Raw genomic sequence first — 14,744 nt, 5'->3', positions numbered from 1 at the left:
ATGACTAAAGCCGAAGGCAGAGACGACGTTTTTTGCATCAAATTTTCTTGTATTGGTCAGCATCTTATTGTAAGCGCAATTTTGAGCGATCGGCAGATTTACAGGTGGATAAGTCCCTAGAGTTTGAATTCCTTAGAGCGCATTAGTACAAGTACAGTCGGCCGCGCGATCGAGATCAACCAGAAGTGTTTACCATCACTGCGATCGGTAAGAACAATGTAATCACAGTTCCCTGATTGATTTCACTTTTAATCTGCAAACTTCCGTGCTGTAAGTGACAGACTTGTTGAGCGATGGCTAATCCCAACCCCATTCCCCCTCTAGGGCGAGAATTGTCTCCTCGGTAGAATCGCTCAGTTGCGCGACTAATGGCATCAGCAGCCATTCCGTGCCCGTAGTCTTGGACTTGGAGAGGAACATAGTATTTCTGATTCTGCTCTACCGGAGAAAGAATGTTCAAAGAAACAACCTTTCCATCAGAGGCATACTTAATCGCATTATCTAGTAAATTAATGATGACTTGCCCTGTCAAGGCTGGGTCGATTTGCACGGCTGGTGGTGTTTGTTTGACACACAGTTTTAGCTCCAGTCCTGCTTTATTCGCAGACGCTTGCATTCGAGAGAAACATTCTTGGGCGATCGCTACCACAGACACCGCTTCTGGTTGAATCTGAAGTTGTCCTGCATCTGCTTTTGCCAATAACAACAACTGCTCAACCAAGTGAGATAAATAATCTGTTTCGCGGCAAGCGCGTTTCAAATACTGCTGTGCTTTCTCACCATCCACCACCCCATCGATCACGGCTTCTAGTCCAATCCGCAATGTGGCCAGCGGCGTTCTCAAATCGTGGGAGACGTTCGCAACTAATTCTCGACGCACTGCTTCTTGAGATTGGAGGGCTGCAAGCGTTTCAACCAGTTTGTCCGCCATTTGGTTTAGCAGATGACTGAGTTGAGCAAGTTCATCATTTCCTTTCAGCCAAGAACGAGCGGTATAGTCCCCAGCCTCAAGGCGCTGCGTTTGACGGTGCAGTGTTTGCAGGGGGCGTGTCACAGTACGCGATAGCAGAAGTCCGGTCGTGATAGCGATCGCTGTCGCTGCAATAGTGATTCCCATCACAATACCTTTCACTTGTTCAGCAAACTGCCTTGGTCGTTTGAGCGGCATCGCCACATAGACTGCACCAATGATTTGATCGCCCCGTTTAATCGGAGCCGTACTGTAAAGCCACCAAGGATACTGGGCATCGATCGCGACCCAAAACTCCCCAGCTTGAGGTGAACCTGCCAGCGCTTTAGTAATAGGGTCTGAAGGAAGCTCGATCGCGCTTGAATCTGCGACTCCCTGGCTCATGACTTGCGCGTTTGCAGATGGGTCAAGAATTATTACCTGAACTTTCTGCTGTTGGCTGGTAAGGTCAGATAATTGACGAGCGAGTGACGATCCTGGCTGTGCCGAAAGTTGGGCTGCTAATACGGTTGACTGTCGCTCTAAACTCGCCTGAGCATCCTGAACAAAAAATTGCTTTAGGGCTGAATCCAATATCCAAGACAGCCCAATGAGACTGCCTAATGTCACCGTTAGCAGCGTGAGTGTTAAACGAGTGGAGACACTCTGCCACGGTTTCATACTTCCCCCACGACAAAGCGATAGCCTACCCCCCAAACCGTTTGTAGATAACTTGGGTGTGCCGAGTCTAGCTCAATTTTTTCCCGCAACTTCCGAATATAAACATCGACGACTCGGACATCCCCCTCAAAGTCATAGCCCCAAATGTGTTCTAGCAGTTGTTCGCGGCTATAAGCCCGTCCAGGAGAATTAACTAGCTGTGCCAACAGATCAAACTCTCTACCGCGCAAATCAAGTAATTCGCCATTTAGAAATGCCTGCCGCTGGTCGCGATCGATCACAATTCCCCGCGCCCGTCGCACATCCCGATAGCCAACGCTATAGCTGCGTCTTAGCAGCGCTCTAACCCGCGCAATCAGTTCTTTAACGCTAAAGGGCTTAGTCAGATAATCATCAGCACCACTTGCTAAACCATGAACGCGATCGCTTTCATCAGCGCGTGCGGTCAACATCAAAATCGGAACAAAGCAGTCTGCTTTACGCAAAGCTTGACACACTTGAAATCCATTCAAATCTGGCAGCATAATGTCTAACACAACCAAATCTGGATGAAAACGCTGAACTTGAGCCGTGCCATCTGTGCCGTTGTGTGACACCAAACAGCGCCATCCTTCCCGCTCTACGTAAAGTTGTATGGTTTCACACAGGTTCGTATCATCGTCAACCAGCAAAACAGTTGTAGCAGCCATAGGTTTATTTGTGATGGAACCGCATCTTAGATATCGTAGTTTGAATCTGCTGCCCACTGCTACGGACGATGTTCCAATGCGCCAGAATGTGCAAAATGATGCAAGCAAGAAACAGATAGGAGAGCCAAAAATGTAGGCTTCTAGCAGTTTCAACCACTGCGTTGTTTTTGGTAAAGATGGGAGTGACTGTTGCAAGTCCGAAAAAAGGCACCTGACTGCCGTAAGAGTTTGCAATCAGAAAGCCCGTTATGGGAGCAACTAACATGAACCCATAGAGAACAGTGTGCAGGATAAACTTAAGTATCCAATTGTCTGTAGGAGTGGGTAAACGTCGCGAGTATTTGCTCCAGACAACCCGAATGAGCAGAGAAATCCGAGCAATGAGTAACATCATCACCAAAACTCCGATCGATTGGTGTAAAAAAGAGAGCAGTCCTTTTGGGCCAGTATAAAACGCTCCTGTCTGAAGCCGAGCCACGATCGCGCCAGTGAGGTATACCAGCAGAAAACAAGCTGCCATGATCCAGTGTAAGGACATAAGCTGTTTGAAGGCACTCGTTGTTCGTCTCGTTGAGTCGATCGCTACCGTTCGAGTCATGGAATTTGTCTCCTTTGTTCAGCTTTGAATCGTTCACTCTGATGTTCCTAAACGAACTTTAAAAATCTGTGAATGTACAGAAAATTTTGTCGAAGGGAAAGCGAATATTCAAAACGCAAAAAGCTGAGAGGTAACTCAATCGCTACCCCTCAGATGCGATCAAGACAGAACGTTTAGAACAGGCTAAAATCTCTACTAGAGTAGCTGTTTAAGCTTTGCAGCCCTGCATCTCCAGCCTGATTGGTGAGATTGGCAAGGACACTAATCGTTCCACCGTTGCCAAGATCTTGAGAGTAGACGAGGCGGTTAATTCCAAGGGTTGTGTTGAAATAAACAAATACCCCTTCAGTCGCTGTGATGGCATTATTTGCTGCGATCGCGCTTGCAGCAGACGCAGCATTGGGAAATGGGTCAAGCATCACAATGAAGTTACCATCACCCGCGATCTCTGAAGTAATACCTTTTTGAAGATTGATCTGATCAATACCGAGGTCGCTCCCTTTGAAAGTAAACTGATCGCTCCCAATCTGATAGTCGGTGATGATATCAGGAGTGTTGAGAGCTTGAATGCCAGTGGTGCCAACAAGGACTGGTGTTCCTCCAGAAAAAACGTTGCCAGCTATCACAAACCGATCTCTGCCATTGCCCCCCGTCAGCGTGTCGATTCCTTCACCACCAAAAAGAATGTCACGCCCTTTTCCACCTAGTAGACTGTCATTGCCAAGTCCGCCAATCAAAACATCATTGCCGTTTCCACCATCTAATTGGTCATTGCCTGCTTCTCCTAAAAGAAAGTCTCTACCTCGTCCGCCAGAGAGACTGTCATTCCCCTGGTTCCCTAGACTAAAACTACTGCGTCTAAAAGCAGAGATGCCCGACTCAAATACTGGATCTTGGAAAGGCTGTTTGGCAATGTTAGTGGAAAGTCCATCACTCAAGCTTCCATATGTCCTGTAAGATTCAACTAGCTGCATTGGTTTCATCATCATTAATTCCTGGGCAAGTTAGCGACAGAACATGAGAATTGCTGTCTAACTTTAGATTGAAGGAGAAACTTTAAAAATCTGTGAATCTGTCATCTGCAATGTTCAAAATGAATCCATTTAATAACGCGATCGCAATTAGTAAGATAACGAATCTAGCATTGCCATTCCGCGTGTTCCATGAATTGCTGGGAAATCGTCTGGCTCTAAGTTCTCACCTTTTTTGAGCATCAGTAACCGAGCCTGCATTGCGGCAACTTCCACTTGTTGTGAAGCGATAATTTCTCCAGCAAGTTGACGAACAAGCGGATCTCTTCCGTAGAGTAGAACAAGCCGCGCCATCTCTACAGCCCCTTCATGATGTGGAATCATCATCGCGAGAAAGTTAATATCTGGTTCGCCTATTGTGTCAATCTGATGCATTTCGGTCATCATTTTTTTCATCCCAACCTCCATCGCTTTGGAGAAAGCTACAAATTGACTAACTTGGCTAGAAGTTTTGGAATGTCGAAAATGAGGGTGACTTAACTCATCGGCAAGTGCTGGAAATGGTTGGAGTTTTAACAAGATGAGCGCGATCGCTAAGAGTTGAAAAAGACGTTGGAAAAGACCTTGAAAAAAACAATGACGAATCATGATAAACCTCCAAATCATCCGGCAGTTTGGCTAGAAGTTCCCGGACGCACATAAACAAGATTGATACTTTTCTTGTTGCGTAACTTACCAGAGGGCAGTGTTAATTCACCTAATGGGATCTGAGCGATGAAGGCTGGTTTGTGGGGTTTTGACACATCGAAGACAGTGCAGACGGTTTGTCCCGCCGCAGGTGTACCCGGCAACTCATCCTGTTCATGGGCGATATAGAGACGAGTATTCTCCGGATTTGTCCACAGCCCATGCGCCTCTCGTCCGTGGGTGAAAAATGTACCAATAACTTGCCGTTTTCCAGCAGGCTGCGATCGATCAATAATGACAACCTGACTCGATGCAATGCCCCTCAAACTGTCATCATCCACTCGTGCAAGTGTGACATAAGCGACTTTTCCTTGAGCGTTTTCAACGAATTCTAAATGATTGGGACGAGCACGATCGCCCAAAGCAAAAACATCCAAAACCCGATAGGAACCATTGGTTTCTCGCACTGAAATCGTATCGGCAAGTTTATGAGAAAACCAAATTTCTTGACCGTTTGGCGTAGTTTTCTGAAATGGAGTAAAGCCAAAGCGATCGTATTCACGGTTATCCAGGCGCATTTTTAGCTTGGGACGGCTCAACCCATTGCCATCCGGATTCACGTCAAACACCTCGATCAACGGCACTTTTTGAGAAATGACAAAAGCAGTTTGACCTTCTTGTGAAAACCAGATTTGTGCAGGGCCGTTGAGCGTTTGAATATACTGTCTCACGCCCCCCGTTGTGATGCCTTGTTGTAGTGCAGTGAGAGCCGCTTTGACTTCTACGATCGCAATCCGATTTTCACCTCGCAGCGCCACCCAGAGTTCTTTGCCATTTCGAGTAAACGTGGGTTCATGGGGTTCACGACCTAACAAAAGACCGCTGGATAACCAGTCTGAATTCACGGCTTTGTCTGGTGCTGTAAAGGAATTAGCTCGATTGCCAATCACTCGTTTGGTTTCGACATCAATCAGATAGAGATTGCTGGTTCCTCGACCTGTCACTGCCAACAGTTGCGAATCGGGTGAAGGAGCCGAGCCATGAATGTGAATTGCGCCATGATAAAGCGGTTTAGCGATCATTGCAGCTTGCGTTGGCATGACTCCACCTGTGACAAACCGAAAGGGCGGACGCGGATCTTCATCAAAACTCGTCAGGTTGATTGTCGTTTCGACTTGATTTATTAAAGGGTTAATGACAGAGAGAGTATTAGAGTCTTCGTTGCAGATGAAGATGCAATCCTTTGCGGTTGATGTTCCAGGTTTTGCGGACTGAGCCGTGAGTTGATTCATTGTGAGTCCAGTTGCGATCGTGACCGTCCCTGCCACAAAATGCCGTCGTGTAAGAGCCATTGTGAATTCCCATTGTGATGAAAGTTAAATGAAGGCTGAAGAAAAAGCTGCTTCTGGACTGGAACTATGTTCCGACGATCGCTAACTGCGGCTGAGGTCTGCCAGTTCTGTATACGACAATGGCAACTTGCAATAAATCACAAGGAATCGATAGGCTAAATACTAGAACTCGTTGCATGATTGAATCTCCAAAATAGGGGGATATCAAGCTCAAGCGTTAGGTGTGGTTTGCCTGATGAGTTCCAGTGTTTAAGCAAGACTTTAAAAAAGTGTGAATTTCTGAATTTGTGCCAGGAAGCTGTGTGAAGCGATCGCGCGACCGTTTGTCGCTAAAATCACAGTAATTTGCCGTGCATTCGCAGAAAGTATACTGTATACCTTATTCAAATTAGTCGTCTTTTCACATCACTATGAATCATCTCAAAGCGATCATTATCGGGGCGGGAATGGGCGGCTTGGCGACGGGGATTGCCTTGCGGCAGGTGGGTTATCAGGTTGAGATCTTCGATCGCGTCAAAGAACTGCGTCCCGCTGGAGCCGGAATTTCTCTCTGGTCAAACGGGGTCAAAGTCCTGAATCGTCTGGGTCTGGGTAAAGAGATCGCCAGCATCGGCGGACAGATGGATCGAATGCAATACTTCAGCCAGACGGGTGAGTTGCTGACCGATTTTAGTTTGGCACCGTTGATCAATACTGTCGGACAGCGCCCTTACCCCGTTGCTCGTACCGATCTGCAACAGATGCTATTAGATGCGTTTGGGGCAGAAAATGTGCAACTCAATGCTAAACTAGTTGCCGTCGAACAAAATGCCGACCAAGTAACCGCGATTTTTGAAGACGGCCAGCGCGTGACTGGCGATGTATTAATTGGCGCAGATGGCACTCATTCCACCGTTCGGCAATACGTGTTAGGGCATCCTACAGAACGGCGCTACGTCGGCTATGTCAACTGGAATGGGCTAGTTCCGATTAGCGAAGATTTGGCACCCAAAGACAGTTGGGCAATCTATGTCGGTGAACACAAACGCGCTTCGATGATGCCTGTGGGCGGCGATCGCTTCTATTTCTTTTTTGATGTCCCACTTCCCAAGGGCACCGTCAGCCAACCCGAACAGCATCAAACCGAACTGATGGACTTCTTTAAAGGCTGGGCGACTCCTGTACAAACTTTGATCCAGCGTTTAGATCCGTTGCGTACCAATCGAGTTGAGATTCATGATGTTGATCCGTTAGAGCGGTTGGCCAAAGGACGGGTCGTGTTATTGGGCGATGCGGCACACAGTACGGCTCCTGATTTTGGGCAAGGTGGCTGTCAAGCGATCGAGGATGCTGAAGTCGTTACGCGCTATCTCATTACCACAAATATTAGCGTAGAGGATGCTTTACTCAGATACGAATCAGAACGCAAAGGACGCACTTCTGATGTCGTCTTAAAAGCCAGGAAGCGATCGGAAATGACACATGGCAAAGATCCAGAAAAAACACAAGAATGGTATCAAGAACTCAAGCAAGAAGATGGTTCTAACATCATGAAAGCGATCTCAAATACGATTCTAGCTGGCCCAATGCGTTGAGCGCAAAAATCACTATGACTGGTAAACTAACAACTCACGTTCTGGATACTGCCCACGGATGCCCCGCCGCAAACCTGACGATCGAACTGTGGGCAATCGAATCTCTATCCCAAAAAACACACCTCAAAACCCTGGTAACGAATACTGATGGACGCACCGATCGCCCGTTTCTAGCCGACTCTGAACTTAAAGTAGGACGCTATGAACTTGTCTTTTGGGTGGGCGACTATTTTGCCAAAAAAGGGGATGAGTTGCCGGAGGTGCCCTTTCTTGATCGCGTTCCCATTCAGTTTGGCATTGCAGATTCCACTCTCCATTACCATGTGCCTCTGCTGACTTCTCCGTGGTCTTACAGCACTTATCGAGGAAGTTAACATGAACTCGATCGCTCAACTCAATCAACTCAGTCAACCCGAATTTGTTGAAGTATTGGGAGCTATTTTTGAAGATACGCCTGCGATCGCTCATCAGGTTTGGCATCAACGACCCTTCAAAGATGTGACCGATTTACATCAAAAAATGATGGCTGTTGTAAATGACATGACTCAAGTCGAACAATTGACGCTGATTAAGGCGCATCCTGACCTGGGCAGCAAAACAAAAATGGCCGAAGCATCTGTCAAGGAGCAGTCTGGAGTCGGATTAGATCGCCTCACGCTAGAAGAGTACAACCAGTTTCAAGCGCTTAATCAAGCGTACAAAGATCGATTTGGCTTCCCGTTCATCGTAGCGGTTAAAAGCCATACAAAGCAGACTATTTTAGAAGCGTTTGATCGACGATTACACCACTCATTCGAGCTAGAAATCACGCAAGCGTTGACCGAGATTTTTGAAATTGCGCGGTTTCGATTACACGATTTGATTGATTGAATGCAAAGTCTGTAATGATAGTCTGCGTAGGAATGGGAGAGCTGAAATGAGTGACGCGATCGTTTGGACAAGTGACGCAGAGGCCCGACTGAAAGAAATTCCGTTTTTTGTGCGTCCGGCTGCCCGTAAAAAAATTGAGAAATTTGCTCAAGAAGCAGGTCTCAGCCAAATCACCGTTGAAGTGTACGAGCAGGCAAAAAAACAGTTTGGTTAAGTGATTCAACTAAACTATCGCACGCGCCGTCTCCGCTGTGACTTTGGACGAGAAATGCCCGCAAGCGCCACAATCGAACCTACTAGCCCGACTGCGTACCGTCCAAGGTGAGACTGCTTTTTGGGGCGTTCGGTTTGAATCTTCATCTCTGAGCGCTCATTCACCTTGGGCACATGAACCGCGTGTTTGGATGGTTCGATCGGCGTGCCTCGATATTTTGAATAAACCTGCGTAAACTCTGCCCCAAACAAAAGAATCTGAGCCGAATAAAACACCCAGATCAAAACGACAACAAAAGAACCTGCTGCCCCATAGGTCGAGCCAACACTGCTACTTCCCAGATAAAGCCCCAACAAAAACTTACCAATGTTAAACAGCAACGCTGTCACACCCGCTCCTACCCAGAGATTTTTCCAGGGAACTCTCACATCCGGTAGAAACTTGTAGATTGCTGCAATTAACATTGTAATTACGCCAAACGAAATCACAAAATTAAGCAACTGACCGACAATAACAAGGTTAGGAACAAAGTTGCCAAACAGATTTGAGATGCCCGCTAAGATTGCTGAGAGCACAAGGGAAACTAATAATAGAAACCCAATCACCAACACCATCGCGAATGACAAAAATCGAGATTGTAGAAAGCTACCGATTCCTTGCCCTGGTTTGGGTTTGACTTCCCAGATGGTATTGAGTGCGGCTTGCAGTTGACCAAATACACCCGACGCACCAAACAGCAAAAAGACCACCCCGGTAATCGTCGCGATCGTTCCTCCTGATCCTGGCTTATTTGCATTAGCAATCATCGTTTGGATCGCTTCTGCCCCTTCTGAACCGACTAATCCTTGAATCTGCCCAATCAGTTCACCTTTTGCGGCCTCTTCACCAAAGACGGCCCCGGCAATCGCGATCGCAATCAGCAACAGGGGTGCCAGCGAAAACACAGTGTAATAAGCCAGCGCCGCCGCTAGTAGCGGAACATTATCCTCACTCCACTCAGCAACGGTATCTTTGAGAATTTTTACAACATCTTTGAGTTTCATCGTCTCATTCCCTTCGTCAGTCTTACGGCCTATCGTCCACTACGGATACCCCAAGTCACATCGGTCTAGAGAAAGGGAAACGATCGCCAAAAACACCGCTCTTCGGAATAAGTTTGCCAATAAAACGTGAATTTGATGAAATCTCTCGCTCCGGTTGTCAATTCGAGCCGCTCCCTAAATCTCCTACGAGTGAGCAACTTTGAACCGTAAATCTAGTCTGAAAGTCCTCCAGATTGGGGGGTTGGGGGGCAGAAGCAGTTCACAACGAAGCGAAAAAACTCAATAGAATTCACATCAATACAAAATAAAAGGTGAGCCGAAGCTTTAAACATTCCGACCCACCTGCGGGAATCTAAGTTGTGAGTTCCTGACTTAGGCGATGTGTAACTTTTTCCTAGCCCCGTTTGAAGGGGGTTGGGGAATCGTACCGTTGGAGGCACAGTTTAGAGATCCCCTAATCCCTCTTCAAAAGCTACCGTGTACACACAAGTCGATCGATCTGTCATCGCCGAGATCCCCCGCCCCCTAAATCCCCCATTCTGGGAGACTTTGAGAAAGAAAGGCTTCTAGAATGCAAAGAAACTTCTCAGGGGTTCAAAGTCCCTCACTCGTGGGGGATTTAGGGGGCAGAAGCCGACTCAAATGGAAACAATCCACTTGTTTATACACGGAATCTTCAAAAGGGGGACGTTGATCAGAAACTTGCACATTGCCTTGACTTAGCAGTTTTGACCTAATTGTGCGATCGTGCCTTGGCTCGTTCAATTTGTCGTTCTAGTGCGGCAATTCCTGGCTCAGAGGCTCGAAGTTCGGCTTCTGCAATGATCGGGTGTTCTTTGTAGACAGAGTTGAGCAGAATATTGAGAACGCCGCCTGCATCTGCCCGCCGAACCGCCTCATGCGTAATAATCTCACCCACATTCAAGATCACTTGGTCTTGAGGATCTAAAATCACGCGGGTAACAGGTCGTCCTAGTGCCGATTCGATACGTTGTTGGTGTTGTAGTCGCTCACTCCGTTTTTGAAGCGTCATAAACTGCTCTTTGAGTTGTTGCCACAGCGTACTGACATTTTCTTGAGCAATCAGCGCTTGTTCTCGAAGCTGAGTTCCGGTACTAGAAAAAGTATCGTTTGCCTGACGACGCACAACTGACAGCGAAGGCAAGCCAACAGATTCTAGAAGGGCCGCTTCTTGGCGATGAGATTGGGCGCGATCGACCATTTGATCCGTGACGATCTGGCCGGGAGCCGCAATAATGCGATCGTCTTCGTCCCGTACCATTCGCTGAACCCGCCGACCTTTGGCTTGTTCGATTATTGTTTGGGCAAACTCACTGCCTTGAGCGATCGCACTTCGAGACAAGGCTTGTAGTCTGGTGCTGGCTGACTGAGTAGACTCCTGCAATTGCCGATTAATCTCTGCCGTGAGGCTGCCGTTAGTGGCTCGATAAACCTGATCTAACACACCCAATCGCTGCGCCTCTTCTGCTAGAGACAGCGTAACGACTTGATCTTGAACCATCAAAACTAGCCCATCCAATGTGTAAATCGGACGATCAACCAGTTTGCCAACGACATGTTCTAGCTGCGCCTCTGGACTTACTAATGCATTGGTGATCGAAGCGGCTGCACTTTGACTGCCTTGATCAAATTGATCGCTGGCGCGACTGCTGGCTTCTTGAAGTTGTAGTTGGGTTGTTTGAGCAACTTCTTTGAGTCGATGATTCGTCTCTTCGGCAGATTGTTGTAGGCGCTCGCTGGCAGATTGTGCGGCGGATTGAAGGCGTTGGGTTGCGACTTCGGTGGATTCTTGAATTCGGCTAGTAGCGGTTTGAACTGCTCCCCGAATGCCGCCCACCTGCTCCGCCATCAAATCAGCCGTTTCGGGCGGGACAAACGTAATATCTTCGCCAATATTTACCGTTTTGGGAGCCGGGATAAACGATCGTCCGGAATAAGCATCTGCAAATAGACCACCCGATGCTTCATAACCTTCGATCGTGCCGCTCTGTTCATCAAAGTACAGGTCAACAATCAGTCCCAAATAGCGTCCATCTGTCGTCAAAATTCGGTCTCCTTTCAGCACCAGTTTATTCACTAAAACCGACTGAATTTCAGGAACTCGTTTTGCCGAAACGATCGCAGTTTTATCAGGAATCACAATCGCATCTGGCCCGATCGCTTGTATATTCTGCCAGGAAACCACCTGTGGCGACTGAAACAATCTCCCTTCGGTGACTAAAAAACCAAGTAGCTGATTGGCAGTCTGGTCAAAAATGAGATCCTGCACTCGTGCAATTCGTTTGCCTGTGTCAAAAGCAACTATGACTTTACCCAGAACATCACTACCTTTACGCATCTCTTTTCCTTATCTATTTGTACTAAAAGCTTCTCGAAGTTACCGAGCGGCAGACTGGTTTGCCTTTCAAGAGATTGAATATTCGTTACTCTCACGGTCTGTTGAACTAAGCTCGTTAAATCACTTCTTCAACTCGGCTTGGCTGATAGTTATATCGACCGTCTCGCCCAAATCCTTGAATCAAATTGATATAGCCTGCAAATTCTAGAAAGGTGCCCGCTGCGATCGCCAGCAACAGAAATAGCGCGATCGTCGAATCAGAATTAGAACGCTTGCCCACCAATCTCGGCATAGTATTTCTCCCTGTAATACAGTTTCAGTAAATCAAAGAGCAGTGTTTAGAAGCGTTTTCTACCTGGTGAATGTAGTAAAAACGATTCTAACGATTCTTACGTTTGTCTCAATACAGTGAGTGTATAGAGAACTTGACAGGCTTCGCACCTCTCAATAGATGTAAGTCTTATGGATAGGAATGATTAGTTTTTCGATGTTTTATTCAGCCGTAATTTATGAATTGTAATATTCATCCCCTAGAAACCATAGTATTGCTGAAAGCTACGCCAAAAGACAGAGAAAAAGCTGAGTTTTATTAAATAACTCCCCTCTCAAGATAGTGTGTTTGAAGTTACAGAAGGCATAATCTTTCCATTGAGCGACAATTACTATTCTTTAATGAGGACATCAATTATGGCTAACGAAACTGGTAAGAAAACTGCAACCGATACGTCTGAGCGCGCCGAATTTGACACCTACGATCGTGGGATTGTCCCCGCTGAGACAGCCGCCCGCAAAGAACGAGAAGGAGAACTTTATAAACAACATCCCACCGAAGAACGGGAAGCCAGCGCGCCTACGGATGACCAGACCGACTCAGAAAGCATCCGCACGACAGATGGCTACACGGTAGACAAGGAAGGGTTGGTTAACAACTATGCGGTCGAGCCAGAAATGTACTACGAAGTGCCCGGAGATGCTCGTCAAGCAGAAGAAGAACGGGAAGCCGCCCGCGCCGCCGAACTCGCCGAAGTTAACGATGGTAGTGAAGGTGAATTGACAATGGAGAGAGACGACCGTGGCAGAGGCCCAGGAGCCGTTTAACTTAACGCCACTTCAATAGAGCGCTCTTGCTTCGGAGTTTTGTAGGGGGATATTGACACTACTAAACTACTGGAAGTTCTTTTATCCCTCGTTTCTAATTTAACAAAACCTCAGATCCCTAATTTCTTTAAGAGATTGGGGATTTTGTAATAGAATAAAACTTGAACTTATTTAACAGTTTTGGCTTGAGAAGGTAATAAGTCTGATTCTAAAACCCCCTCGATCGGCAACGTTACCTTAAAAGTCGAACCTTTACCAGGCTCCGAAACAAGACTAATTTCACCTTGTAATGACTTGACCAATCGATCAACGATCGCTAACCCCAACCCCGTACTGTCAGCCGGATGAAATCCTGTCGGCAAACTCGCTCTCACAAAGGGCTGAAATAAGCGACTCTGATCTTCTGCTGAAATGCCCAAACCTGTATCAGTCACGCTCAACAACCAGTGCTGAGAGGTTAGAAAATGCGCCTTGATCGTGATGCCTCCCGTCTCAGTGTAGCGAATCGCATTACTCACCAAATTGGTTAAAATCTGTTGCAGTCTGAGCGCATCGATCGTGACTTCATCAGGTGCAAACTCATCCTCAATGTAAAGCTGTAACCCTTTATTATCAGCAAGCGGCTGCATCACCTCGATCACAGTCTGGATTAGCGATCGTACTTCCACCGTTGATTGCTTGAGGGCGACTTTTCCTGGCTCGTAGCGTGACCACTCCAGCGTGCTATTAATTAGACGTAACAGCAATCGACCACTTCGCAACACCTGTTCAATATGACTCAGACTGGGGGCGGTATCTCTAACATTAGAAGGGACATTAGAGAGCTGTTGCTGACGCAAAAACAGTTCTGAGTAGCCAATAATGGACGTAAGCGGCGTTTTTAATTCGTGTGCCAAAACGGATAGGCTGTCTTGATTGACATGTACCAGTCGATCGAGTTCTTCAACAGTTAACATCAATTGACTTTGCACCTGCTCTAATTCTTGTAGTCGTTGTTCGACATAGCTTTTAAAGCACTGAGAAATCGCTGCATCAACCACCATATCAATTAGAGAAATGGCTCGCAGTAGTTCATCTGGCGTTCCTTGAAGTAACTCGGTTTTTAGGTGAGCAACGATCGTCGATCGCAGCAGATGATATTCGCGCACAACTTCAGTCGGATCAAAGTCCTGTTCTGCTCTGAGTGCTCCATGTTGAAAGCTGGCTTTTGCAATGGTATCTAGATCACTCACTTCCGTTTTTGCTAACACTGTTGAGAGCGCAACTAACACGTCTGCAACATGATCTTCGACTGCCTTGCGGGAAAGATGATCAGTACTTTTGATCTGTTCATCTCGAAAGACAGCATTAATCCAGGACTGAGCGATCGTTTCTACCTTGTCGGACAATAATTGACTAAAATCTTGCATAAACTTGCATAAAAAGTAAATGTTAAGCTAACACTTCTGCAATTACCGCTCTGTGACTTTAAGAAGAATAAGGAGGAGCTTAAAGGAGTCATACATTCTGCATAGTCTAACATCAATTATTTTTGCAATTATTTCTGCAACAAAGAAGGGACGTGTACAATAACGCCCCCGTCCTCGACTATCCAAAACAGCATAAAAAATGCAACGCTTTATCTAGTTGGCGCTGGATTCAGTACCAGAACTCAATACA

15 protein-coding genes are annotated in these 14,744 nt (G+C 46.7%); 5 read left to right on the top strand and 10 right to left on the bottom strand.

The window, feature by feature from the left end; all coding sequences use genetic code 11:
* Positions 1–175: 175 nt before the first annotated feature.
* The 6 genes from ACJ2PR_RS31955 to ACJ2PR_RS31930 all read right to left on the bottom strand — a co-directional run bounded on the left by ACJ2PR_RS31955 (position 176) and on the right by ACJ2PR_RS31930 (position 5,927).
* Positions 176–1,630 carry an ATP-binding protein gene (locus ACJ2PR_RS31955; protein ID WP_446880027.1) on the bottom strand — a complete coding sequence of 485 codons (1,455 nt, stop codon included), beginning with the start codon at positions 1,628–1,630 and terminating at the stop codon, positions 176–178.
* Complete coding sequence (locus ACJ2PR_RS31950; protein WP_446858724.1) at positions 1,627–2,319, bottom strand: response regulator transcription factor; 693 nt, start codon at positions 2,317–2,319, stop codon at positions 1,627–1,629. The genes ACJ2PR_RS31955 and ACJ2PR_RS31950 overlap by 4 nt, the downstream gene beginning before the upstream one ends.
* A gap of 4 nt (positions 2,320–2,323) precedes the next feature.
* Entirely contained in the window at positions 2,324–2,917 is a 594-nt protein-coding gene (locus tag ACJ2PR_RS31945) for a cytochrome b (RefSeq protein ID WP_446880026.1), read from the bottom strand.
* Between the two features lie 173 nt (positions 2,918–3,090).
* Entirely contained in the window at positions 3,091–3,855 is a 765-nt protein-coding gene (locus ACJ2PR_RS31940) for a hypothetical protein (protein ID WP_446880025.1), read from the bottom strand.
* A gap of 183 nt (positions 3,856–4,038) precedes the next feature.
* A complete protein-coding gene (locus tag ACJ2PR_RS31935) occupies positions 4,039–4,536 on the bottom strand; it encodes a DUF305 domain-containing protein (protein WP_446868983.1) in 498 nt (165 codons plus the stop codon).
* A gap of 14 nt (positions 4,537–4,550) precedes the next feature.
* On the bottom strand, positions 4,551–5,927 hold the full coding sequence (locus tag ACJ2PR_RS31930) for a YncE family protein (RefSeq protein WP_446880024.1): 1,377 nt from the start codon (positions 5,925–5,927) through the stop codon (positions 4,551–4,553).
* A gap of 410 nt (positions 5,928–6,337) precedes the next feature.
* On the opposite strand from ACJ2PR_RS31930, the gene hpxO reads away from it, so the two are divergent.
* The 4 genes from hpxO to ACJ2PR_RS31910 are packed head-to-tail and all read left to right on the top strand — an operon-like array spanning position 6,338 to position 8,585.
* Positions 6,338–7,501, top strand: coding sequence for an FAD-dependent urate hydroxylase HpxO (gene hpxO / locus ACJ2PR_RS31925; protein WP_446880023.1), 1,164 nt, complete (start codon positions 6,338–6,340; stop codon positions 7,499–7,501).
* Positions 7,502–7,515: 14 nt separating this feature from the next.
* Positions 7,516–7,875, top strand: a complete 360-nt coding sequence (uraH, locus tag ACJ2PR_RS31920; protein ID WP_446880022.1) for a hydroxyisourate hydrolase — start codon at positions 7,516–7,518, stop codon at positions 7,873–7,875.
* A gap of 1 nt (position 7,876) precedes the next feature.
* On the top strand, positions 7,877–8,371 hold the full coding sequence (uraD, locus tag ACJ2PR_RS31915; protein ID WP_446880021.1) for a 2-oxo-4-hydroxy-4-carboxy-5-ureidoimidazoline decarboxylase: 495 nt from the start codon (positions 7,877–7,879) through the stop codon (positions 8,369–8,371).
* 46 nt (positions 8,372–8,417) lie between these two features.
* Positions 8,418–8,585 carry a PCP reductase family protein gene (locus tag ACJ2PR_RS31910; protein WP_446858732.1) on the top strand — a complete coding sequence of 56 codons (168 nt, stop codon included), beginning with the start codon at positions 8,418–8,420 and terminating at the stop codon, positions 8,583–8,585.
* A 14-nt stretch (positions 8,586–8,599) separates the two neighbouring features.
* Here the strand turns inward: ACJ2PR_RS31910 and ACJ2PR_RS31905 are convergent, their stop codons facing one another.
* From ACJ2PR_RS31905 to ACJ2PR_RS31895, 3 genes are all read right to left on the bottom strand, one after another.
* The gene (locus ACJ2PR_RS31905; protein WP_446880020.1) at positions 8,600–9,628 is read right to left on the bottom strand and encodes a YihY/virulence factor BrkB family protein; all 1,029 of its coding nucleotides are present in this window, start codon (positions 9,626–9,628) and stop codon (positions 8,600–8,602) included.
* 733 nt (positions 9,629–10,361) lie between these two features.
* On the bottom strand, positions 10,362–11,987 hold the full coding sequence (locus ACJ2PR_RS31900; protein ID WP_446880019.1) for a PRC-barrel domain-containing protein: 1,626 nt from the start codon (positions 11,985–11,987) through the stop codon (positions 10,362–10,364).
* A 115-nt stretch (positions 11,988–12,102) separates the two neighbouring features.
* A complete protein-coding gene (locus ACJ2PR_RS31895) occupies positions 12,103–12,279 on the bottom strand; it encodes a hypothetical protein (protein ID WP_446858735.1) in 177 nt (58 codons plus the stop codon).
* Positions 12,280–12,674: 395 nt separating this feature from the next.
* Here ACJ2PR_RS31895 and ACJ2PR_RS31890 point away from each other — a divergent pair, with 395 nt between their 5' ends.
* Complete coding sequence (locus ACJ2PR_RS31890) at positions 12,675–13,085, top strand: hypothetical protein (RefSeq protein ID WP_446880018.1); 411 nt, start codon at positions 12,675–12,677, stop codon at positions 13,083–13,085.
* Positions 13,086–13,252: 167 nt separating this feature from the next.
* Here the strand turns inward: ACJ2PR_RS31890 and ACJ2PR_RS31885 are convergent, their stop codons facing one another.
* A complete protein-coding gene (locus ACJ2PR_RS31885; protein ID WP_446880017.1) occupies positions 13,253–14,494 on the bottom strand; it encodes an ATP-binding protein in 1,242 nt (413 codons plus the stop codon).
* Positions 14,495–14,744: the final 250 nt, after the last annotated feature.

This window comes from Phormidesmis sp. 146-33 (genome assembly GCF_052939515.1).
This window is presented reverse-complemented; position numbering and strand designations above follow the sequence as displayed.